Origin of the sequence: Streptomyces cinnabarinus (genome assembly GCF_027270315.1) — a bacterium.
GTDB classification, from domain to species: domain Bacteria; phylum Actinomycetota; class Actinomycetes; order Streptomycetales; family Streptomycetaceae; genus Streptomyces; species Streptomyces cinnabarinus.
In genome coordinates this window covers 1436063-1454832 of the sequence record NZ_CP114413.1, presented here as the reverse complement: position 1 = coordinate 1454832, position 18770 = coordinate 1436063, and the positions used below count along the sequence as shown (strand labels likewise).

At 70.3% G+C, this 18770-nt stretch carries 29 protein-coding genes; 20 read left to right on the top strand and 9 right to left on the bottom strand.

Going from position 1 to position 18770, the window contains the following annotated elements; translation table 11 throughout:
- The first annotated feature begins 4 nt into the window (after positions 1-4).
- The 10 genes from STRCI_RS06280 to STRCI_RS06235 all read left to right on the top strand — a co-directional run bounded on the left by STRCI_RS06280 (position 5) and on the right by STRCI_RS06235 (position 4411).
- Entirely contained in the window at positions 5-820 is an 816-nt protein-coding gene (locus STRCI_RS06280) for a hypothetical protein (RefSeq protein WP_269657847.1), read from the top strand.
- 66 nt (positions 821-886) lie between these two features.
- A complete protein-coding gene (locus STRCI_RS06275; RefSeq protein WP_269657846.1) occupies positions 887-1660 on the top strand; it encodes a glycine-rich domain-containing protein in 774 nt (257 codons plus the stop codon).
- A gap of 3 nt (positions 1661-1663) precedes the next feature.
- A complete protein-coding gene (locus STRCI_RS06270) occupies positions 1664-2068 on the top strand; it encodes a hypothetical protein (RefSeq protein WP_269657845.1) in 405 nt (134 codons plus the stop codon).
- A gap of 1 nt (position 2069) precedes the next feature.
- Entirely contained in the window at positions 2070-2282 is a 213-nt protein-coding gene (locus tag STRCI_RS06265) for a hypothetical protein (protein ID WP_269657844.1), read from the top strand.
- 2 nt (positions 2283-2284) lie between these two features.
- On the top strand, positions 2285-2542 hold the full coding sequence (locus STRCI_RS06260) for a hypothetical protein (RefSeq protein ID WP_269657843.1): 258 nt from the start codon (positions 2285-2287) through the stop codon (positions 2540-2542).
- A complete protein-coding gene (locus STRCI_RS06255) occupies positions 2539-2778 on the top strand; it encodes a hypothetical protein (protein WP_269657842.1) in 240 nt (79 codons plus the stop codon). The genes STRCI_RS06260 and STRCI_RS06255 overlap by 4 nt, the downstream gene beginning before the upstream one ends.
- The gene (locus STRCI_RS06250) at positions 2778-2981 is read left to right on the top strand and encodes a hypothetical protein (protein WP_269657841.1); all 204 of its coding nucleotides are present in this window, start codon (positions 2778-2780) and stop codon (positions 2979-2981) included. Before STRCI_RS06255 ends, STRCI_RS06250 begins: the two co-directional genes overlap by 1 nt.
- A 3-nt stretch (positions 2982-2984) precedes the next feature.
- Positions 2985-3920, top strand: a complete 936-nt coding sequence (locus STRCI_RS06245; protein ID WP_269657840.1) for a peptidoglycan recognition protein family protein — start codon at positions 2985-2987, stop codon at positions 3918-3920.
- Between the two features lie 12 nt (positions 3921-3932).
- Entirely contained in the window at positions 3933-4121 is a 189-nt protein-coding gene (locus STRCI_RS06240; RefSeq protein ID WP_269657839.1) for a hypothetical protein, read from the top strand.
- Complete coding sequence (locus STRCI_RS06235; protein ID WP_269657838.1) at positions 4118-4411, top strand: hypothetical protein; 294 nt, start codon at positions 4118-4120, stop codon at positions 4409-4411. Before STRCI_RS06240 ends, STRCI_RS06235 begins: the two co-directional genes overlap by 4 nt.
- Before the next feature lie 69 nt (positions 4412-4480).
- Here the strand turns inward: STRCI_RS06235 and STRCI_RS06230 are convergent, their stop codons facing one another.
- The 4 genes from STRCI_RS06230 to STRCI_RS06215 form a co-directional block, all read right to left on the bottom strand.
- Positions 4481-5233, bottom strand: coding sequence for a hypothetical protein (locus tag STRCI_RS06230; protein ID WP_269657837.1), 753 nt, complete (start codon positions 5231-5233; stop codon positions 4481-4483).
- Between the two features lie 17 nt (positions 5234-5250).
- Positions 5251-5565 (bottom strand): PadR family transcriptional regulator, encoded by a 315-nt coding sequence (locus STRCI_RS06225; RefSeq protein WP_269657836.1) that lies wholly within the window; start codon positions 5563-5565, stop codon positions 5251-5253.
- A gap of 329 nt (positions 5566-5894) precedes the next feature.
- Positions 5895-6110, bottom strand: coding sequence for a hypothetical protein (locus tag STRCI_RS06220; RefSeq protein WP_269657835.1), 216 nt, complete (start codon positions 6108-6110; stop codon positions 5895-5897).
- A 44-nt stretch (positions 6111-6154) separates the two neighbouring features.
- A complete protein-coding gene (locus STRCI_RS06215) occupies positions 6155-6493 on the bottom strand; it encodes a DUF6233 domain-containing protein (protein ID WP_269657834.1) in 339 nt (112 codons plus the stop codon).
- A gap of 62 nt (positions 6494-6555) precedes the next feature.
- Here STRCI_RS06215 and STRCI_RS06210 point away from each other — a divergent pair, with 62 nt between their 5' ends.
- Positions 6556-6837 (top strand): hypothetical protein, encoded by a 282-nt coding sequence (locus tag STRCI_RS06210; protein ID WP_269657833.1) that lies wholly within the window; start codon positions 6556-6558, stop codon positions 6835-6837.
- A gap of 276 nt (positions 6838-7113) precedes the next feature.
- Here the strand turns inward: STRCI_RS06210 and STRCI_RS06205 are convergent, their stop codons facing one another.
- The 3 genes from STRCI_RS06205 to STRCI_RS06195 all read right to left on the bottom strand — a co-directional run bounded on the left by STRCI_RS06205 (position 7114) and on the right by STRCI_RS06195 (position 9180).
- Positions 7114-7359, bottom strand: coding sequence for a hypothetical protein (locus tag STRCI_RS06205; protein ID WP_269657832.1), 246 nt, complete (start codon positions 7357-7359; stop codon positions 7114-7116).
- Positions 7360-7556: 197 nt separating this feature from the next.
- Positions 7557-8000 (bottom strand): GNAT family N-acetyltransferase, encoded by a 444-nt coding sequence (locus STRCI_RS06200; RefSeq protein WP_269657831.1) that lies wholly within the window; start codon positions 7998-8000, stop codon positions 7557-7559.
- A complete protein-coding gene (locus STRCI_RS06195) occupies positions 7978-9180 on the bottom strand; it encodes a helix-turn-helix domain-containing protein (protein WP_269657830.1) in 1203 nt (400 codons plus the stop codon). Before STRCI_RS06195 ends, STRCI_RS06200 begins: the two co-directional genes overlap by 23 nt.
- 193 nt (positions 9181-9373) lie before the next feature.
- On the opposite strand from STRCI_RS06195, the gene STRCI_RS06190 reads away from it, so the two are divergent.
- The 8 genes from STRCI_RS06190 (at position 9374) to STRCI_RS06155 (ending at position 15685) form a co-directional block, all read left to right on the top strand.
- Positions 9374-9916 carry a hypothetical protein gene (locus STRCI_RS06190; RefSeq protein WP_269657829.1) on the top strand — a complete coding sequence of 181 codons (543 nt, stop codon included), beginning with the start codon at positions 9374-9376 and terminating at the stop codon, positions 9914-9916.
- Positions 9913-10413 carry a DUF6415 family natural product biosynthesis protein gene (locus tag STRCI_RS06185; RefSeq protein ID WP_269657828.1) on the top strand — a complete coding sequence of 167 codons (501 nt, stop codon included), beginning with the start codon at positions 9913-9915 and terminating at the stop codon, positions 10411-10413. The genes STRCI_RS06190 and STRCI_RS06185 overlap by 4 nt, the downstream gene beginning before the upstream one ends.
- A 142-nt stretch (positions 10414-10555) precedes the next feature.
- Positions 10556-10801, top strand: a complete 246-nt coding sequence (locus STRCI_RS06180; protein WP_269657827.1) for a DUF397 domain-containing protein — start codon at positions 10556-10558, stop codon at positions 10799-10801.
- Positions 10802-10871: 70 nt separating this feature from the next.
- On the top strand, positions 10872-11390 hold the full coding sequence (locus STRCI_RS06175) for a hypothetical protein (protein WP_269657826.1): 519 nt from the start codon (positions 10872-10874) through the stop codon (positions 11388-11390).
- Between the two features lie 19 nt (positions 11391-11409).
- Complete coding sequence (locus STRCI_RS06170) at positions 11410-12306, top strand: JmjC domain-containing protein (protein WP_269657825.1); 897 nt, start codon at positions 11410-11412, stop codon at positions 12304-12306.
- A 255-nt stretch (positions 12307-12561) separates the two neighbouring features.
- On the top strand, positions 12562-13284 hold the full coding sequence (locus STRCI_RS06165; RefSeq protein ID WP_269657824.1) for a DNA alkylation repair protein: 723 nt from the start codon (positions 12562-12564) through the stop codon (positions 13282-13284).
- Positions 13285-13553: 269 nt separating this feature from the next.
- Positions 13554-14723, top strand: coding sequence for an elongation factor Tu (gene tuf, locus STRCI_RS06160; RefSeq protein WP_269657823.1), 1170 nt, complete (start codon positions 13554-13556; stop codon positions 14721-14723).
- Positions 14724-14845: 122 nt separating this feature from the next.
- Positions 14846-15685 (top strand): spermidine synthase, encoded by an 840-nt coding sequence (locus STRCI_RS06155; RefSeq protein WP_269657822.1) that lies wholly within the window; start codon positions 14846-14848, stop codon positions 15683-15685.
- On the opposite strand, the gene STRCI_RS06150 is transcribed toward STRCI_RS06155, so the two are convergent.
- A complete protein-coding gene (locus STRCI_RS06150) occupies positions 15647-16972 on the bottom strand; it encodes an MFS transporter (protein WP_418953314.1) in 1326 nt (441 codons plus the stop codon). The genes STRCI_RS06155 and STRCI_RS06150 overlap by 39 nt on opposite strands.
- 38 nt (positions 16973-17010) lie before the next feature.
- Positions 17011-18018: a DUF8017 domain-containing protein gene (locus tag STRCI_RS06145; protein WP_269657820.1), complete on the bottom strand. Its 1008-nt coding sequence runs from the start codon at positions 18016-18018 to the stop codon at positions 17011-17013.
- 174 nt (positions 18019-18192) lie between these two features.
- On the opposite strand from STRCI_RS06145, the gene STRCI_RS06140 reads away from it, so the two are divergent.
- Complete coding sequence (locus tag STRCI_RS06140; protein ID WP_269664498.1) at positions 18193-18630, top strand: DUF4442 domain-containing protein; 438 nt, start codon at positions 18193-18195, stop codon at positions 18628-18630.
- Positions 18631-18770: the final 140 nt, after the last annotated feature.

Below are 18770 nucleotides of genomic sequence, written 5' to 3'. Positions count from 1 at the left end.
GCAGGTGCCGGACTTCGCCGACTTCAGGGGCCTCCTGGCCTCGCGGCACACCCTCGTCGGGCAGGCGCTGACCACGGTCTCCAGCGGCGCGTGCGTGGCGTCCGTCGGCGGCATCGAGGTCACGGTGCGGGCCGTGTCCGGGCTCGCCGTGGCGGTCGGCGACCAGCTGCTCATCGTCCGGCACGGCTCTGTGTACTGGGCGGTCGCGGTGACGGTCGCCGCCCCGGCGGTGCCGCCGCCCCCGCCGCCCCCGCCCGAGGAACCAGGCCCGGACATCGGCGACAGCGCGCCCGCCCCCAAGCCAGTCGTCACCACGGGCAGCCTCGTCTGCTCCCCGGTCGCCACCGCCTCCTACCGCGACGGCAAGTGGCGCACCGACATCGGCTCCACCAACAACGCCGACACCTTCCAGGGCAAATACGGCGGCTCTTCCTTCGGCCGGAACACTGGCTGCGCCTTCTACGGGTCCAAACCGCGCACGCTGGCCGGGGCCACCGTCACCAAGGCCACCCTGAAGGTCCGCCGCCTCACAGCCGGGGACTACGCGGCCCGCACGCCCACCCTGCGGCTCGTGACACAGTCGACCAGGCCGTCCGGCGCCCCCACCCTCAACGAGTCCACCTCCGGCCCCTCGCTGGCGGTCGGAGCAACGGCGTCCGCGTTCGTCATCCCCGACAGCTGGGCGCAGGCCATGGTCGACGGCGACCGCGGCGGCCTCGCCATCTCGATCGGCTCCGACAGCCCGTATATCCGGTTCGCCGGGCGCGGCTCCTGGTCCGCAGCCTGGACGCTGACCATCTACTGGCGCCGCAGCTCCTGACCCCCGCACCCCTCGAAGGCGTCGCCCCGGCGGGGCCTTTCCCGTGCCCAGTGAAAGGCGGCCACCGTGGCGCAGGAGACGTCCAAGGGCATCACGTACCCGGAGAGTTCGGACCACACGCGCATCTGGGAGCACTTCCAGACCCTCGCCACGGACGCCGACGCCATCATCATCGGCAACGTCAACGTCCAAAGGTTCGACGCCTCCGGGACGTGGAACAAACCGGCCGGTGCATTGCTCGTCGATGTGGTCGTCGTCGGGGGAGGGGGAGGCGGCGGCGGGGTTCCGGACACGTCCAGCTCCCAGGCATCCGCAGCCGGTGGCGGCGGGGGAGGCGGCTACGCCCGCCGCGTCCTCGCCGCAGCGTCCGTCGGCTCCACCGTGTCCGTCACCATCGGGGCGGGAGGCGCCGGCGGCACTGGCTCGGGAGCTTCCGCGAACGCGGGGGCAAGCGGTGGCACGACCAGCTTCGGCAGCCACTGCGTCGCCGGGGGAGGCAGTGGAGGCGGCCCCGGGCTCCAGTCCGGCACGACGCAGGCCGTCGGCGGCGGCGCCCCGGGCACCGGCACGACCGGCGATGTCCTGCTGGGTGGCAGCGACGGCGGCAACGGAGTCGTCATCAGCGCCGCGCCCGCGTTCACCGGCACCGGAGGTGCAGCCGGCGTCCTCGGCCGTCTGCGACGCGGCCCCGCAGTAACTGCGTCCGCGGCCACCGGCACCGCGGGGTACGCGCCCGGCGGTGGAGGCGGCGGCGCGGTCGGCGGCACTGCGGCGGGCAGCGCCCAGGCAGGTGGCGCTGGTGCGGAAGGCGTCGTCATCGTCACCACCTACACCGCATAGCCCGTGACCGCGCCCGTCGAAGAACAGCCGCCCCCGCCGGAAGATCCCCCGGCCCCGTACACCGTGGAACTGCGGGACGCCTCCATGACACGGCAGTGGGACATCCCGACCCGCACCTACCGCTGCTTCACCGCCGGGCAGGCGACGGAAGAGCGCCCGTTCACCGACGCAGAGAATGCGTGGGCTGACCGGCTCGCCGTCGCAGAGGGGCGGCGCACCAACGAAGCGGAGCTCCGTAGTCGGGCGCGCGCCGCGCTGACCACCAACCGCTCGTACCTGGACGCCGTCGCCGCAGGCACTGCCACTCAGGCCACCCACCTCGCCCAAGTCGGCGCCCTCACCCGCCAGATGCAGGGCCTGATCCGCCTGATCGTCGGCTCAGATCTGCTCGATGAGATCGGAGGCTGAGATGGACTTCCCCCTGTGGCTGTGGGCCATCCCCGCCGGGTCGTTCGCCGTCCTCGAAGGCCTCGCCATCGCCAACCGGCGGCGCGGCGACACCGCATCCGAGCTGCTGCGCGCGGCGGCCGGAATCAAGCCCGCCCGGCCGTGGCGCCCGGTCGGCGTCGCCGTCATCGCCGGGTTCTGCGCCTGGCTCGCCAACCACCTGATCGGAGGCTGACCATGGTCCCCACCCCCGGCCGCATCGTGATGTACGGGCTGTCCGAGGACGACGCCCGGCACATCACCCAGCAGCGCGCCCACCACGGCGTCACCGGCAACTTCGTCCGTGAGGGCGACCGCTATCCGGCCGTCGTCGTACGGACCTTCCCCGGCAACCCCGCCGACGTCGCCAACCCGGACGGCGAGGACACCCACTGGGCTAACTCCCGCCACGAGGGCGACGAGCCCGGCACCTGGGCCTGGCCGGTGAGGTCATGACCGTGGACAACAAGGGGTTCCACGCCCGCGACAACTGGTTCTTCCGCCGCGAGGACGACGGTTCAGTGCGGATCCTCGCGCCGGACAGCATCGGCCCCGGCGCTCACCAGGCGGTGACGCTGGACGCAGATACGTGGGCGTCCGTCGTCGCTTCCGTGAGCGGAGGCGGCGAGACCAGCGAGAGCTTTCAAGCGGCGCGGAGCTTCCACGACGCCCGACCCGAGCGTGGTGCGTGATGGCCCGCCACGACCCGACGGAACTCGCGAAGACCGCGTACACGGCGTACGGCCGCTCCACCGGCGGCAAAAACTACCGCGGCCAGCCGATGCCCGCCTGGGACGACCTCGGCCCCTCCATCCATTCGGCCTGGGAAGTTGCCGCGGAGGCGATCGCCCGGAAGGTCCTCGGCCTCGACACCCGCCCGAGATCGGAGGGCTGAGCCATGGCCGCCCCCCTCACCGCCGACCAGCTGGTGGCAGCCCTGCGTGCCGAGGGCTGCGACGTCCACGAGGTCAGCGGCTGGCGCACCAACAACCGGAACCACAAGGGCCCCTGGGGTCCCGTGAACGGGGTGATGGTCCACCACACCGTCACCGGGCCCGGGACCGATGTCGTCGGCCTCATCTTCAACGGTCACAGCGCCCTGCCTGGACCGCTGGCCACCGGCTGCATCACCAAGAACGGCCGCGTTCACCTCACCGGCAACGGCCGCGCCAACCACGCCGGAGGCGGGGACCCCGACGTCCTCACCGCTGTCGTCAACGAGTCGTACGGCTCCTACCCGCCGCCCACGAACGAGCACGAGGGCAGCGCGGGCGCGGTGGACGGCAACGGCCGGTTCTACGGGTGGGAGTGCGAGAACGAGGGCGACGGCCAAGACCCGTGGCCGCGCGTCCAGTACATCGCCATGGTCAAGGCCACCGCCGGGATCTGCCGGGCGCACGGCTGGAGCGCGAAGAGCGCTATCGGCCACCTGGAGTGGTCGGACTGGAAGCCGGACCCCCGCGGCTTCGACATGAAGAACTTCCGCAGCGACCTCGCCACATGCCTGGCCCTCCCGGCCGGAGCATGGGAAGGAGAAGACGACATGGCCCTGACTGTTGCCGACATCCAGCTGCTCGCGAGCAAGGACGGCATCTGGAAGGCACCGAAGGACGCCCCCGACTACTCGGACGACCCCAACGACCCGAACCACTACTGGTCGCTGGGCACCCACATCGTCGGCCTCACCACCAAGATCCGGGGCGTGGAAGGGCGCCTCGCCGACGTGGACCGCAAGATCGACGCGCTGTCCGTCGGAGGCGTCGACCTGGACGCCCTCGCCGCGAAGGTCGCCCCGCTGCTGGCCGCCGAGCTGGCCGCACGGCTGGCCGAGTAGGGGACGGCCCACATGAAGGTGTCCCACTACGCCAAGGCAGTCGTCGCCGCCATCATGGCCGGCGCCGGATCACTCGGCACCGCCATGCAGGACGGCGTCGTCACCCAGGGCGAGGGAGTCACTGCCGTCCTGCTGACGCTCGGTGCGCTCGGGGTCGTCTGGAAGGTCCCGAACCGGCAGGAGCCGAAGGACCAGGCATGACGGCGCCCCCGGACCCGACGGTGAACGTCGCGGTCGAACTCGCCCAGCTACGAGGGGAGATCAACACGGGGCTGGAGAGCATCAAGGGCATCTTGAACGTCCTTGTCGAGCGGACCACTCGCACCGATGCCGACCTCCGCCAACTCAAGGCCGACATGGAGAAGGAGATGGACGAACTGCGCACAGAGGTCAACGAGCTGAAGAAGGGCCGCTGGCCTCTCGCGCAGATCGGCGCACTGGTCGCTGTCGGCGGCCTGGTCGCAGCGGTGATCGCCCTGTTCCTCAACTGACCCGGCCGTACCGTCTACAGACGACTACAGATCGTCTACTGGCCCCCGCTGCCGTCAGGCGGTGGGGGCCTACTCCGTTTGGCTACTCGCCTGCAATCTCTCGACTGTCGCCAACTCGATGCCCCGGACGCGGCGGAGCCACCGAACCAAGGCGTACAGCGCCGCCGCAGCAATGCCGCAGGGCTCCCAAACGGAGGTCGCGAGGGCGCCCAGACCATCGTCGCCCACGATATAGATCGCCTGAGCGCCAATCACCGTTGCGATGAGCCCGTTCGCACGAGATGGGACGCGTAGGAGCCAGTCGACCGGTCGCCACAGGGGGCGCACACCATCGTGTGAGCGTAGACGTGCGGCTGCAAGTAGGAAGCCGAGTGCCAGGACAAGCTGCCGTCGCGGCGAGAAGGTGATGCCTTCCTCTGGCATGCCCTGGAGAATCGTTACCCACTCGCGGTGTAGGTGAGAGCGCGCTCGACCTGCGATACGTGCGGCCACGCCAATCGCCGTGTTGGCCGATCGTGTCAGTGCGCTGTCCAGCGGCGGCGGGCTTGGGACGGCTGGCCAGTATGTTTCGTCATCCTCCCGACTGTCCGCTACGTTCCTTACGCGCAGCAGCGGACCTTGTGCCCATGCGGAGATGAACAGGTGCTCCGTCACCCAGAGTTCATGTACCTCCGTGTCGTCCAGGAAATCGATACGGTGGGAACGACATGTCGGTGACTTGCCTTCGGCGAGTTGCCGAACAGCGCTATCGATCAGGACTTCATCGCTTCGACTCAGGTAGGAGCAACCGAGCCTGGCATCGCCAGACCAGGCGATCGTCATGGGGTGCGGGTGGGCATTCACGAGGCGCCACCCAGTAGTCCAAGCCCGAGGCGACGGACTCTCCGCGCTTCTAGGGCTTGGTTAGCCTGCAGGCGCCCGGTGCCTGTGAGCTCGTAGAACCGACGAGCGGGACGCCCTGGGTGCGGAGCCGTCTCCTCGCGACTGGCTACCCAGCCGCGTTCGGCGAGCCGATCGAGGATGGGATAGACGGTGCCGGGTCCGAGATCGGCGTCTCGGCAGATGCTGAGGCCCCACGCTGGGGCGTCGTCCGTCGCGGAGATCAGTGTCTCCAGGACGGCGATGGTCGGCTTGGTGAGCCGGATGTTCGCCATGGCATCAGGAGACCATGTATCGAGTACGACATGCAAGCGTGTATCGAGTACGACCTACCTCGTTGTATCTAGTCGATGTCATGAACCCCTGAGCGCCTGCCGCCTTCGGGCGGCGGGGGCTTCCTGCTTCGTTTCGCTGGTCTGGCAGGAGGCGCACACAGGCTGAGCGTGCCGCTCGTACCGGACTGTCAGGCCCTGGCAGCGGGCACATGGCCCGATCTGCTCAGGGGAGCAGTCCAGCATCAGCGCGGCGGACATCCGGTCCGTCGTCGGAGGGATGCGTCTTGGTGCCTCGCCCATGTGTCCGAAGGTAACCCCGGGCGCGCCCATCAGCGGTGCCAGACGTCCGGCCCGCCGCCTCGCCACTCGATCAGCTCGGATGTGCCCACATCAACCTGGTCCCAGCTCTCCAGGCCTGCTCGGCGGAGGAATTCGGTGACGTCGCGGACGCTGAAGGCGCGGCCGAGGATCACCCCGTCCATACGCACCCGCCGGCCGCCGTCCTCGTCGGGCGGGTAGACGATCACGGGGCGTGATCCGGGCATGGCTTCAGGATGATCCGGGCAGCCCTGAGCCGCATCCGCGCAGGTCAGTCGACGAAGCCCAGGAGCGCGTCCGGATTGCAGTGGGGGCACGGGTCCACTCGCTCCGCGAGGGCCCGCAGTGCCACTTCCCGGGTCACGGGCTTCGAGCGTTTGCCGGCCATGTGGCAGTCGCCGACGTGGACGTAGACGGGTGGGGTGTCACGGCTGAGGGACTGCTCGATGAGCCAGTCAGGCGCTGGCGGCCGGGCCTGGATGCCGCGCTGGCGCTCGGCCTCGCGCCGTTCTTCCTGAGCTATCCATCGGCGGGTGCGCTCCAGGTCCTGCTCCTGCACGCGCTCCAGGAAGCGGAGCAGGGCGAGTCTCGGAGGGCCTGGATCGTTCACGTGTTCGATTCTAGGTTGTACGGTGTCCGTCGACACCACGAGGGCCGACGGGGGAGGCGGGCATGCTGTCGCAGCGGGACAAGGCGGAGCTGGCGGCACTCGCCGTGCTCGGCGTCGACCCGGTCGGTCTGGACCCCGGTCCGGCCGACCTGCTGCACGCGCCCGGCTGGCAGGCACGGGTCTGGCCTGACGCGCCCACCCGCAAGCCCTGCTCGGCGTGCGGCCGCCCGGCGACGTCCACAAGGCTGGTCCCACTGCCCGGGCTGGGGCCTCGTTGGATTGACGCCTGCCGTGACCACATGGTCGCGGGATGGCGGGCCCGCTCGGCCAGCATCACGGAGTGACCACCCCGGCGACAGCACTACTTTGTCGATGAAGCGACAGGCGGCGTGTTGACGGCCCGGCTGGAGGAGACTGGACCGTCTGCAATTCTGTCGGCATGGACCACGATGAAGAGCCTCCGGCCCCGCAGGACGACGAATTCGACGACGTCGTCAGCGCCGCCGAGGACGTGCCGCCCACTGACGAGTACCGCCTCTCCAGCCGCTGACCCTCGCCCTGTGGACGGACAGAACTGGCCCCTGCTGCTTCGGCGGCAGGGGCCTTCTCCTGTGATCGGGTTACTCGATGGTCTCCGGCTCGCCGTGCCGTACGGCCTTCTTCGCAGCCTGCTCCACCTCGTGCCGGGACAGGGTGACGTCGTCGCGTGCGGCGTACTCGGTGACTGCGCCTTGGAAGGCTTCGGCTGCGCTGGCCCATTGGCGCCACTGTGCTGCGTGTTCGTCGCCGTCCAGGCCGGTGAGCTTCGCGCGCTCGGCCTCGGCGGATCGTTCCAGCTTGATCAACTCATCGGGGATGTTTGCCACAGGCACGGATCATATTGCCGCGTCCGATGTATTGCGCATTCCGGCCAGCGAGGCGCATTGTGGTCGCCCACCGTCCCACCGGCGCCCACCTCATGGGGTCGGCTCTCCCAGGGGCGGTGGGCCGCCGGTTCACTCCCCCGGGTGGACTCAACGACACGGCCTCTGCCACCCTCGGGCGGCAGAGGCCGGTCGTCTGTTCACAGGGCTTGGCGGTAGAAGACCTTCCCCTGGTGGGTCGCGACCCCGAGCGCCTCGTAGAAGTCGAGCGCGGGAGGGTTATCCGCGTCCGCCGTCCACTCCAGGCGCGAGCAGCCGGCTGCTCGGCCTGCGTACCGTACGGCGTTCATCAGCTCTCCAGCGACGCCTCGTCGACGGTGCGGCGCCCGGACGAAGAGCTCCTTGAGGTAGATCGAGGTGTCAGCCCCGGCCGCCGGCCAGAGGAAGCTGTACGACGCGAAACCCAGCACGTCGTCGCCGTCACGCGCGATGAGCACGGTGGCGACCGGCTGGGGGCCGAAGAGAGCGGCGCGGACCTGGTCCTCGTCGGCGGGCGTGTCCGTGCCTCCGTAGTAGGATTCGACCTCTCCGAGCAGTCCCGCCAGGAGCTTGGCGTCCGCCTCAGCCGCCTTCTCGATCTGCACCGCTGCTACCCCTCTCGCCTGCGGGCAGCGCCAACAGCTCGTGCAACACCCGCACTTCTGATTCCCCTCGTGCCCCGGGCACCTTAGCCGCAACGTCGCGGGCCCGATAGATGATCAGGGCGGAGCGGTGCTGTGGGGGCAGGCCGATGATCGTCTGGGTGGCGTGTGCTGCGGCGCTGGCTGGGTCACCGTCCAGGGCTACGCACATGGCCTGGTCGAGGCGGAGGAGCGCGAGGTCCGTGTGGTCGGTGGCCGGGTAGAGCTCCAGCGCGCGGGAGTGCTCGGCTGCCGCGCGCTGCGTCTGGCCGAGGTGGGTCCAGGCGTTCCCGGCGTGGAAGCGGAGCTGGCTCTCGCTGTAGCCGAACGCGCTGCCGATGCGGTCCGGCGAGGGCAGTCGTTCGAGCGCGGCCTCGGCGGACGCCAGAGCTGCACTGGTCTGCTCGGCCGCACCGAGCAGGGCGTGAGCACGTGCTTCCAAGGGCGCTGCAAGAGCGGCTCCCGTGCACGGGAGCCCTCCGGCTAAGTGCTGCGCTCGGCAGGCCAGTTCGACTGCCCCGAACAGGTCTCCGCCGTAGTAGAGCTGATACGCCTCTTGCGCGTAGATCCAGGACAGGGTCGCCCGGTCGTCCGCCGCGGCGGCCGCGGAACGGCCGGTCCGCCACCAGGACCTGGAGCGGCTGTCACCCAGCTTGAGGAGAGTCAAGGCCATGAGGCCGGACAGCTGCGCTGCCGTGATGGTGAGCTGCTTCCGCACATGCGCCGGGTGGCGGTGGGACATGACCAGGCGCAGGTCCTGAAAGTGCTCCACCAGCTCGGCCAGAAGTTCGGACTCCGGCCGGTAGCGAGTGGCCCGGCCGTGCATGGCGACCGTGAACTCCCACTCGTCCAGGCTCGCGTCCGTCATGGGGCCAGCCGCCAGCATTTCGCTCAGGCCGCGCTGCAATGCGTCGGCTTTGGCCAGCGCGCCGTCACCCGGGCGCACCTCGGCTAAGGCGGTCAACTCGCCGTCTGCGCCGAGCGCCCGATCGAGCGCGAGTGCGATCTCCGGAGTGGGCCACCGTTTGCCGAGCTCCAGGTCAGAGACGTAGCTCTTGCCGCAGCTGGCCAGCAGGGCGACGTCCCGGACGGAGCGGCTGCCACGGAGGCGCCGGAGGGCTGCGCCGAACGATTCCTGCGTCATGGTGCTCCCCCGTCCGCGGTGTCCGCAGGTGTGCGGACGGGAGCGGACATGCAATGGCTGTGCCTGACGGTCCGTACAAGAAACGCTACTCAGAAGCGCTGGCGACGTCAGCGATTGCTCGAAGTCGACCCCGGCGACCGCGCGACACGGCCCCGGGAGTGGCCAACGCTCGAAACTATGAGGGAGCGTCGACATGACGAACAGTACGGCCCCGAGAGGGGCATTGGCACCACCGAGTCCACAGCGATCACAGGCAGTTGAGGCGTGGCTCGCCGCCGCGCACCCACTGCCCAGCGCGGTACATGGCGAGTGGGACAGCGACGCCAGACTCGCTCTGCTCCCGCTGGGGAAGCTCTTCGACGCGGTCCGCATCCCCGAGCACCTCATCCACGCCATCGCCGAAGCCAGCAGCCCGGCCATCGTGAGCAACTGGCTCGGCTGGATCTTCAACGGCCGCCCCGTCATCCACGACCCGCAGGGCCGCCGCTACTACGCCCTCGTTCCGCCCGGCACCGCCAAGGACTGGCGGGCGCCGGCCGCGTCCTGCCTCGGTGACGGCACCTACCTGGGTGTGCCGCGCACCGATCTGACGGTGCTGGAGGAGGCTGCCTCGGTCTCGTACTGGGCGGTGCCCCTGACCCGGCCGGGCTGGCTGTGCAGAACATCCGACGTGCAGACGTTCGTCATGGCGGCCGGGTGCCTGACCGACGAGGACGACAGCGAGGCCGAGTCGTGACCACGCCCGAGCCGCCTGGCGCCACGGATGCCCCGCCGGTGGACATCGCCACGATGCGCGCGAACGTCGCCGAGGTCCTCCCGCCCGAGGCGACTCCCACCGACCGGGCCACGCTGGAGGTGCTGACCGACACCCTGCGCCACGGCGTACAGATGCTCATCGCTGAAGTCGAGCGGGCCGCCGAGAAGCAGTCAGCCGACGACATCCCGCGCTACGTCGCGCTCGCCTGTGTCCGCGAGGCACGCGGCAAGCTGGACGCTGGCCCTGTGCTGATGCCGTCTGATGCCGCCGCTTACGTGCGCAAGCTCGGCAGGTCGTTGCTGGCGCTCTGCGACCACTACGAGGCGTTGGCTGGCATCCGCGTGTGCCTGGCCTGCGACCAGCCCTTCAAGCCGGATGAAGCGACGCAGCCATATGACCGGGGCAGCCCGACGGGCGGGGCGGCCGTCTCTGGCCGGATCCACGAGCGGTGCGTCAACTCCGTTCGCCTGCGCTGATCGGCGCCGCCCTTCCCCGGCGAACAGGGGTCCCACGGCGACCGCGGGCCAGGGTCGCACCTCCCACGAACCCCCGCCCCAGAGCGGGTGCACAACGGCCAGGAGACCGCCTCTCCGCACGTAAGACCACTGGAGGTCAACGATGACCACACCCAACCTGTACGAGCTGCACGCAGCCACCGACGCCACGGCGGAGAAGTGGTGCGGCGGCAACCTCGGCGGCGACAACGAGACCTGCCTGACCACCACCCCCCTCGCGGGTGCCGTGGACGCGTTCGCCGTCGGCGACTCCAAGCCCCAGGGCGCCGGAATTCGCCTCTGCATGAGCGGTCCGGAGCTCGACTCGTTCGCCATCGAGTGGGCCAAGGCCCGGGGCTTGGCGCTTTAGGCTGACCGCTCACCTCACGCACATTGCGGGCCGCCTCTGCGCGCGGGGCGGCCCGTCTCGGAAGGACACGATGACCGCTACATCCGAGCTTCAGGCACTGACCAGCCAGACCTGGGCTGGTCACTGGCACGGCTTCGGCCCCTGGGTCGGCTCCCCGGACACGTACGCCAAAGAGGGCAACCGGCGGCCCGCACATGCGATCCAGCCCGACCCCTCTTCCGACCACGCGACCCGGTACCGCGAGGCCGCCAGCGAGTTCGCCACCGGCAGCGTGCCCCCACTGATGAGCGGACACTGGCTCCTGAAGCGAGGGCAGGCGGCCCGCGCCCGCACCTGGACGGACATCACCGACGCCGTCGAGTGGCTCAAGGGCGTCTACACCACGACCCCGCCGTTCGAACGCACCGACGGCAAGCGGGCCTACGTCGCCCTGGACGTGAAACTGGCCTACGCGTACGACGTTCTCCCCCGGGGAGTCGACGTCGCCTGGGTCCATCACACCCAGGCCCGCGGACTGTTCTCCGCCTCGGTCGTGTGCTGTCCCAACCTCTTCCACCCGGACATCGCCTGTCCGCTGCCACCCGCATGACCCGTGAGGAGACATCCTCGTGTCACTCGAATTACTCCTGCCCCCAGAGGGGGTAGCCGACCTCGTCACTACCTGGCCCGACGCGCCCCGCGTGTACGAGCGTGGCCGGACCGAGGTGGACCAGGTCATGAGCCTGGACTACGTCGCCGACCTCATCGACACCGGCTGCGCCCCGCCCGACGAGATCGCCGTCGTCAAGGCCGGACCCTCCAACCGGAGCGCGTTCCTGACGAACGGCCGCACCGATCCGATCAAGCTGCGGCGACTTGTGAGCCAGGGACACACCGTGCGGTTCGGGAACTTGCAGCGCTGGCTGCCGTTCTTTCACCGCCTGTCACAGGGCATCCAATGGGAGACCGGCTACTCGAACTACATGTCCGCCTTCCTCACCCCCGGAGGCGAGCAGGGGCTGCTGCACCACTGGGACCAGCAAATGGGCGTCATCGTGCAGATAGCCGGGGCCAAGACCTGGCAGCTGTGGAAGCCGGTGATCTCCGATCCGATGCGCGAGTGGGGCGAGTCGTTCCGCGTGTGGCGCGACGACTTCATCCCGCGATGGGAGGAGACCGGGCCGGACCTCACGATCGAACTGACCGCCGGTCAGACGCTGCTGATGCCCCGCGGCTGGGTCCACAACCCGCACGCCCTGGGCCACGCCGAGCCCAGCCTGCATCTCACCTTCGCCATCCGGGAGCGCACACCACTCTGGGTCGCGGAACGGCTCATCGCGCAAGCCATCGAGCAGCCAGAGTTCCGTCGCGTGATCCTCCCCGCAGACCTGGAGGAGCCGATACTCGTCGGCCGCCTGGCCGAGACCAGGCAGACGCTGATGGAGTTCCTCGGCCAGCTCGACATGGACGCGCTGGCACGCCTGGTCCGCCGAGCGGCCGTGACGGATCTGGAGTACACGACCTGACGCCCCAGACCGGCCCTGCCCGTCCGCTTCCCCCGTGGCGGATGGGCAGGGTCACCCGCAGCAAGAAAACACCCCGCCGCATCTGAGGTCCGGAAGCCCCACCGGGCGGCGGGGTGTTTCGTGCTGAGGGCACTGTCTAGACGCCCCCGCCTACCTGCGGATTTGCTTACGCCCTACAAGTCGGTGTTTTCTTGGACGCCAAGCATCCGGTGACACTAACCGACAAATGTGTGTGATCGCCGTATGGTTCGTCTCATGAGCGTGACAGGTGCGGGAACCCTGGACGTCCCGGACAGCGCCCTCGCCGACACCCTGCTGGACCGGCTGACCGCTGCCTACGGCGCCGCTGCCGACCCGGAGCGCGCCGGGCCCATGCGGGCGTACATGAAGGACGTGTCGCCCTTCCTCGGCCTCACCACGCCGGTCCGCCGCGCCCTGTCCCGCACCGTCCTGGAGGGCACGCCCCGGCCGGACGAGGCCGACTGCACGGCCGTCGCGCTGCGCTGCTGGCGGCTGCCCGAGCGGGAGTACCAGTACTTCGCCGTGGACTATCTGCGCCGTCACGCCGGACGCTGTTCCTCCGCCTTCCTGCCTGTGACCCGGCACCTGGTCTCGACGATCCCCTGGTGGGACACCGTCGACCTGCTCGCCGCGCATGTCGTCGGCGCCCTCGTCGCCGCCGACCGCAAGCTCGCCGCCGACATGGACGCCTGGAGCGCGGACCAGGACCTGTGGATCGCCCGCACCGCCCTGCTCCACCAGCTCCGCTACAAGGAGCACACCGACGCCGACCGCCTCTTCGCCTACTGCCTGCGCCAGTCCGCGCACCCGGACTTCTTCATCCGCAAGGCGATCGGCTGGGCCCTGCGCGAGTACGCCAAGACCGACCCGGCGGCCGTACGGGACTTCCTCGTGCGGGAGAAGGGATGCTTCGCACCGCTTTCGGTACGCGAAGCCCTCAAGAACATCGGCGCCTGAGGAACGACGGCGCCTGAACTCCCGTACCGGCGAAAACCATTCGACGTCGGACACCGCGTCGACGATGATCGACCTCATGTTCCGGCACGCCTTCCTTCTCGCAGCATCCGCGGTCGCGGATGCCCCGAAGGCTGCCGTCCCCGTCTTTTTGGCCGCTGTCGACGGCGCCCGAAGCTGACCCTCTCCGGATCGTCCGGCGGACCCCGCAGGGGGAGGGTCGGCCGGTTCCCGGGGTCCCACCGCCACTTCTGACGCTTCGAGGTACCGCCATGTCCAAGACGGCTTACGTCCGCACCAAACCGCATCTCAACATCGGCACCATGGGCCATGTCGACCACGGCAAGACCACCCTGACCGCCGCCATCACCAAGGTCCTGGCCGGCCGTGGCTCCGGCACCTTCGTCCCGTTCGACCGCATCGACCGGGCGCCGGAGGAGGCCGCGCGCGGCATCACCATCAACATCGCGCACGTCGAGTACGAGACCGACACCCGGCACTACGCGCACATCGACATGCCGGGCCACGCCGACTACGTCAAGAACATGGTCACCGGCGCCGCGCAGCTCGACGGGGCGATCCTCGTCGTCTCCGCGCTCGACGGGATCATGCCGCAGACCGCAGAACACGTGCTGCTCGCCCGGCAGGTGGGCGTCGACCATGTGGTCGTGGCGCTGAACAAGGCGGACGCGGCGGACGAGGAGCTGGTCGAACTCGTCGAGCTGGAGGTCCGCGACCTGCTCACCGCGCACGGCTACGGGGGTGACACCGCGCCGGTCGTACGGGTCTCGGGGCTCCGCGCCCTGGAAGGGGACCCGAAGTGGACGGCCTCCGTCGAGGCGCTGCTGGACGCGGTGGACACATACGTTCCGATGCCGGAGCGGTATGTGGACGCGCCGTTCCTGTTGCCCGTCGAGAACGTGCTCACCATCACCGGCCGGGGGACGGTCGTCACGGGCGCCGTCGAGCGGGGCGTCGTGCGGGTCGGGGACCGGGTCGAGGTGCTCGGGGCCGGTGTTGAGACCGTCGTCACCGGCGTCGAGACCTTCGGCAAGCCGATGGAGGAGGCGCAGGCCGGGGACAACGTGGCGCTGCTGCTGCGGGGGGTGCCACGGGACGCGGTCCGGCGCGGGCATGTCGTCGCGGCGCCGGGGAGCGTGGTGCCGCGGCGGCGGTTCACGGCGCGGGTCTATGTGCTGTCGGCGCGTGAGGGCGGGCGGGCGACTCCGGTTTCCTCCGGTTACCGGCCGCAGTTCTACATCCGTACGGCGGATGTGGTCGGGGACATCGATCTGGGGGAGGTCGCGGTCGCCCGGCCCGGTGAGACGGTCACGATGACCGTTGAGCTGGGGCGGGAGGTTCCGCTGGAGCCAGGGCTCGGGTTCGCCGTCCGCGAAGGGGGACGGACTGTCGGAGCGGGGACCGTGACCGCCGTGGTGTGAGTGCGGCTTGTTGTTTCGTGGGGGCTGCCGGCCTGTGGGGGCCGGTAGCCCGCGCGGCGGAGCCGCATGTCGATACAGTCCCGCGCCCCTGGCCGGTACCTGCCGCCACGCACAATGGAGTGGTGAACGAAGCCATCCCCGTCAGCCGGCCCGTCGATCACGGCACCGCCAAGCTCATGCCCGATGTCGATCGGGAGCGGGCCTGGTTGTTGACCGTCGACGGGGCGCCGCAGTCCTATGTCGATCTGGATGAGCCGACTCATCTGGAGTTCGAGTACGCGCGGCGGCTCGGGCATGTGCTGGACGTGGTGGACGAGCCGGGGGTGGCCCTGGACGTGCTGCATCTCGGGGGCGGCGCGCTGACTCTGCCGCGGTATGTGGACGCCACCCGGCCCGGCTCGCGGCAGGACGTCGTCGAGGCCGACCGGGGGCTGCTGGAGCTGGTGGTCGAGCATCTGCCGGTGCCTGAGGGGATTCGGCTGCACGCCGGGGACGCGCGTGCCTGGCTGGAGGCGGCGCCCGACGACTCCGCCGACGTGCTCGTCGCCGACGTCTTCGGCGGGTCCCGGGTACCGGCGCATTTCACCTCCCTCGCCTATGCGCGGGAGGCCGAGCGGGTGGTGCGCGGTGGCGGCGTCTATCTCGCCAACCTCGCCGATGCGGCGCCGTTCGCGTTTCTGCGGTCCCAACTGGCCACCTTCGCGGCCGTGTTCGAGGAGCCTGCGCTGATCGCGGAGCCGGGTGTGCTGCGCGGGCGGCGGTTCGGGAACGCGGTGCTGGTGGCCTCGCACCAGCCCGTCGACCTCGCCGCCCTGACCCGGCTCACCGCCTCCGACGCCTTCCCGGCCCGGGTCGAGCACGGGCCGGGGCTGCGGGAGTTCATCGGTGGTGCGCGACCGGTACGGGACGAGGACGCCGTGCCCTCACCCGAGCCCCCGGACGGGGCTTTCAGCATCGGCTGACGGCTGCGCGGCGGCCGCGGCGACATGCTTCGTGCGGCGGCGCAGGTTCCGGACGTCCGGGACGCACAGCACCGCCGCCGTGACCACGACGACCAGCACGGCGCAGCCCCACAGCGCCGGGGTCCGGCCGAAGGACAGCTCCGCCGGTCCCGCGAGGGCGGTCGCCAGCGGCACCAGGGCGACCGAGCCGAACCAGTCGTAGGCGGCGACCCGGGAGAGCTTGTCCTCCGGGATCTCCTGGTGGAGGGCGGTCATCCAGCTGACACCGAAGACCTCCAGGGTCACGCCGGTGACGAACATCACGGCGCACAGGATCCCGGCCGAGGTCGGGATCGCCAGGGCGGCGGAGGGCAGGGCCAGCGGGAAGACGCACAGGGTGCCGGCGAGCAGCAGCCGGCGCGGCTTCCAGCGGGTCATCAGCAGGGCGCCCGCGACCGTGCCCGCGCCGAAGAAGCCGAGCGCCAGGCCCCAGGGTCCGGCGCCGCCCAGATGGTCCCGGGCGACGAGCGGGCCGTAGACCGCGTCCGCCGCGGCCACCACCGCGTTCGCGATGGAGAACTGCACGACGACCGCCCACAGCCAGGTCCGGCCGGTGAACTCGCGCCAGCCCTCTCGGAGGTCGGCGAGGAGGCCGCCGCCCGGGGTGCGCGGCGCGATGTGGCCCACGTCGAGGAAGGCGCGCAGCGATCCGGCGAGGGCGAAGGCGACCGCGTCGGCCGCGAGCACCCAGCCGGGACCGATCGCGGCGACCATGGCGCCGCCGAGGGCGGCACCGCCCACCGCCGCGCCCTGCATGGCCATCCGGAAGACCGCGAAGGCGCGGCTGGCCTGCTCGCCGCTGACCGACGACAGCAGCATGCCCTCGGCCGCGGGGGAGAAGAACGCGTGGCCGGTGCCGCCGAGCGCGGTGAGCAGCATCATCTGCCACAGCCGGGGCTCGCCGGTCAGGACCAGCAGCGCGAAGGCCCCCTGGGACACGCAGTTCAGGGCGTTGGCCGCGACCATCACCCGGTGCCGGGGCAGCCGGTCCGCGACCGCGCCGCCGATCAGCAGGAAGAGCACCAGCGGCAGGGTGCGCGCAGCCGCCACCAGACCCACGTCGCCGCCGTCGCCGCCGGTCTCCAGCACGGCGAACGCGGCGGCGATGAGCGCGCCGTGACTGCCGAGGTTGGTGACGACCGCGGCGGCGGTCAGCAGCGAGTAGTTGCGGCCCGCCCAGGTCGGGCGGCGGAGCGGGGCGGTGGGCTTCACCTCGCGACTATCACCGGGGCGGGGCCGACTTGCCAAGTCGAATTCCTGTGCGTTATCGGCCCCGCGGCCTGCCGTTACGTGTCGGTCGGCATGGCCTCGGTGAGGCGTACGGTGCTGAGGATCTTCTGGACCGTCGCCTCCGGGATCTCCTCCTTGACGCCCTTGGCGCCGAAGAGGTTCCAGGTGACGTAGTCGCCCGCGCCGTTCTCGAACGCGAAGGTAATCGCCTTGCCCTCGCTGTCGCACTTGCCGTTCTGCGGGGTGTTCTCCGAGCGGGCGGTGGCGACACTGCCCACCAGGCCGGAGGTCGTGGTGTACGCCTTGGGCTTGTCGTACTTCACGCTCTTGCGGTCCGGCTGGGTGTAGCCGCCGAAGATCCACCACGGCACCCGGGTCTCCGCGGCCTCGTCCAGGTCCTTGGCGCCGCTCTCACCGCGGGTGCCGGCGGTGACCAGAGCGGTGTCCTCGGTGCGGCCGTCCTTGTCGGAGTCGACCGTGCACCACTTGGACTTGAGGTAGGCGGGAGCGGTGACGGTGGTGCGGTCGAGCTTGCCGTCCTTCTCCTCCCACTCGAAGCCCACGCTGGTGTCGGTGCTGTCGATCTCCCAGTCGGCGGGCACGTCGAACATCGTGCCGAAGCGCGGGTTGACGACGACCTTCCAGCCCTCGACGGTCGGCTTCAGTTCGTCGTTGCCGCGCGACTCCCCGGACTCGGTCGGGCTCGGCTCGGCCGACTTGCTCACGGTCGGCTTCGGGGAGGACTTGCCGTCCGCCTTGTCGTCCTTGTCGCCGCTGCCCAGCACCAGGGCGCCGGTGACACCGGCGGCCACGACCACGGCCGTGGCCGCCACGATCGCGATCAGCTTGGTCCGGTTGCCACCTCCGCCACCGCCCGTCGGCGCCCCCACGGCGGTCTGCGCGCCCCACTCCGGCTGCCCCTGGGGCTGCTGCGCATAGGGGCTGGGCTGCTGATAGCCCGGCTGCTGATACGGATTCGGCTGCTGGTACCCCGGCTGCTGGTACGGATTGTTCTGCTGCTGCGGGTTCTGCTCGCCCCCGGGCGGCTGCTGTCCTGGCCACATGGGCAGCAACCCTAGCGGCGCCTCGGACACGATTCGGTCACCGGGGCTTGTCAGGGACGTAGCAATCGACGGCGGGTCCTGGCCGGATGACTCGCGCCAGAACTGACGATCATGGCCGGAATCTGGCCAGTGCAGGCTACTCGTGGGTAACATGCCGCCATGAGCGCAGATCAGATGTCTATCGGCGAGCTGCTCGCCGCCACCGTGCCGATGGTTCGGACGCTGAACCTGGAGTACCGGGAGACCAGTCCGGAGAAGGCCGTACTGGTGCTGCCCGACCAGAGCGAGTACCGCAACCACGTCGGTGGGCCGCACGCCGGTGCGATGTTCACGCTGGGTGAGTCGGCCAGCGGCGCCATCGTGCTCGCGGCCTTCGGGGACCAGCTGTCCCGGGCGGTGCCGCTGCCGGTGACCGCGGAGATCGCGTTCAAGAAGATCGCCCTCGGCCCCGTCACGGCCACCGCGACGCTGGGCCGGCCGATAGCCGAGGTCGTCGCCGAACTCGACTCGGGCAAGCGCCCGGAGTTCCCGGTGACCGTCGCCATCCAGCGGGAGGACGGCGCCGTCACCACCGAGATGACGGTGGTGTGGACGCTGCGCCCCAACAGCTGAGCGACACCGGTCGAAGGAGGGCCCCTGCCCGGGGCCCTCCTTCGTCATTTCTGGAGATTCCGTGTGCCGATCGCCTTGCCGTGCGCACAACTTGGGAATGGTTCGGACCGCAAGTTCGAATGCCGGTGCGGATACCGGCG

Excerpts from the sequence above, each read along its gene's own strand:
- STRCI_RS06265 (WP_269657844.1), top strand. The coding sequence starts at position 2,070 with ATGGACTTCCCCCTGTGGCTGTGGGCCATCCCCGCCGGGTCGTTCGCC.
- STRCI_RS06260 (WP_269657843.1), top strand. The coding sequence starts at position 2,285 with ATGGTCCCCACCCCCGGCCGCATCGTGATGTACGGGCTGTCCGAGGAC.
- STRCI_RS06255 (WP_269657842.1), top strand. The coding sequence starts at position 2,539 with ATGACCGTGGACAACAAGGGGTTCCACGCCCGCGACAACTGGTTCTTC.
- STRCI_RS06250 (WP_269657841.1), top strand. The coding sequence starts at position 2,778 with ATGGCCCGCCACGACCCGACGGAACTCGCGAAGACCGCGTACACGGCG.
- STRCI_RS06245 (WP_269657840.1), top strand. The coding sequence starts at position 2,985 with ATGGCCGCCCCCCTCACCGCCGACCAGCTGGTGGCAGCCCTGCGTGCC.
- STRCI_RS06240 (WP_269657839.1), top strand. The coding sequence starts at position 3,933 with ATGAAGGTGTCCCACTACGCCAAGGCAGTCGTCGCCGCCATCATGGCC.
- STRCI_RS06235 (WP_269657838.1), top strand. The coding sequence starts at position 4,118 with ATGACGGCGCCCCCGGACCCGACGGTGAACGTCGCGGTCGAACTCGCC.
- STRCI_RS06230 (WP_269657837.1), bottom strand. The coding sequence starts at position 5,233 with ATGACGATCGCCTGGTCTGGCGATGCCAGGCTCGGTTGCTCCTACCTG.
- STRCI_RS06225 (WP_269657836.1), bottom strand. The coding sequence starts at position 5,565 with ATGGCGAACATCCGGCTCACCAAGCCGACCATCGCCGTCCTGGAGACA.
- STRCI_RS06220 (WP_269657835.1), bottom strand. The coding sequence starts at position 6,110 with ATGCCCGGATCACGCCCCGTGATCGTCTACCCGCCCGACGAGGACGGC.
- STRCI_RS06210 (WP_269657833.1), top strand. The coding sequence starts at position 6,556 with ATGCTGTCGCAGCGGGACAAGGCGGAGCTGGCGGCACTCGCCGTGCTC.
- STRCI_RS06195 (WP_269657830.1), bottom strand. The coding sequence starts at position 9,180 with ATGACGCAGGAATCGTTCGGCGCAGCCCTCCGGCGCCTCCGTGGCAGC.
- STRCI_RS06190 (WP_269657829.1), top strand. The coding sequence starts at position 9,374 with ATGACGAACAGTACGGCCCCGAGAGGGGCATTGGCACCACCGAGTCCA.
- STRCI_RS06180 (WP_269657827.1), top strand. The coding sequence starts at position 10,556 with ATGACCACACCCAACCTGTACGAGCTGCACGCAGCCACCGACGCCACG.
- STRCI_RS06175 (WP_269657826.1), top strand. The coding sequence starts at position 10,872 with ATGACCGCTACATCCGAGCTTCAGGCACTGACCAGCCAGACCTGGGCT.
- STRCI_RS06165 (WP_269657824.1), top strand. The coding sequence starts at position 12,562 with ATGAGCGTGACAGGTGCGGGAACCCTGGACGTCCCGGACAGCGCCCTC.
- tuf (WP_269657823.1), top strand. The coding sequence starts at position 13,554 with ATGTCCAAGACGGCTTACGTCCGCACCAAACCGCATCTCAACATCGGC.
- STRCI_RS06145 (WP_269657820.1), bottom strand. The coding sequence starts at position 18,018 with ATGTGGCCAGGACAGCAGCCGCCCGGGGGCGAGCAGAACCCGCAGCAG.
- STRCI_RS06140 (WP_269664498.1), top strand. The coding sequence starts at position 18,193 with ATGTCTATCGGCGAGCTGCTCGCCGCCACCGTGCCGATGGTTCGGACG.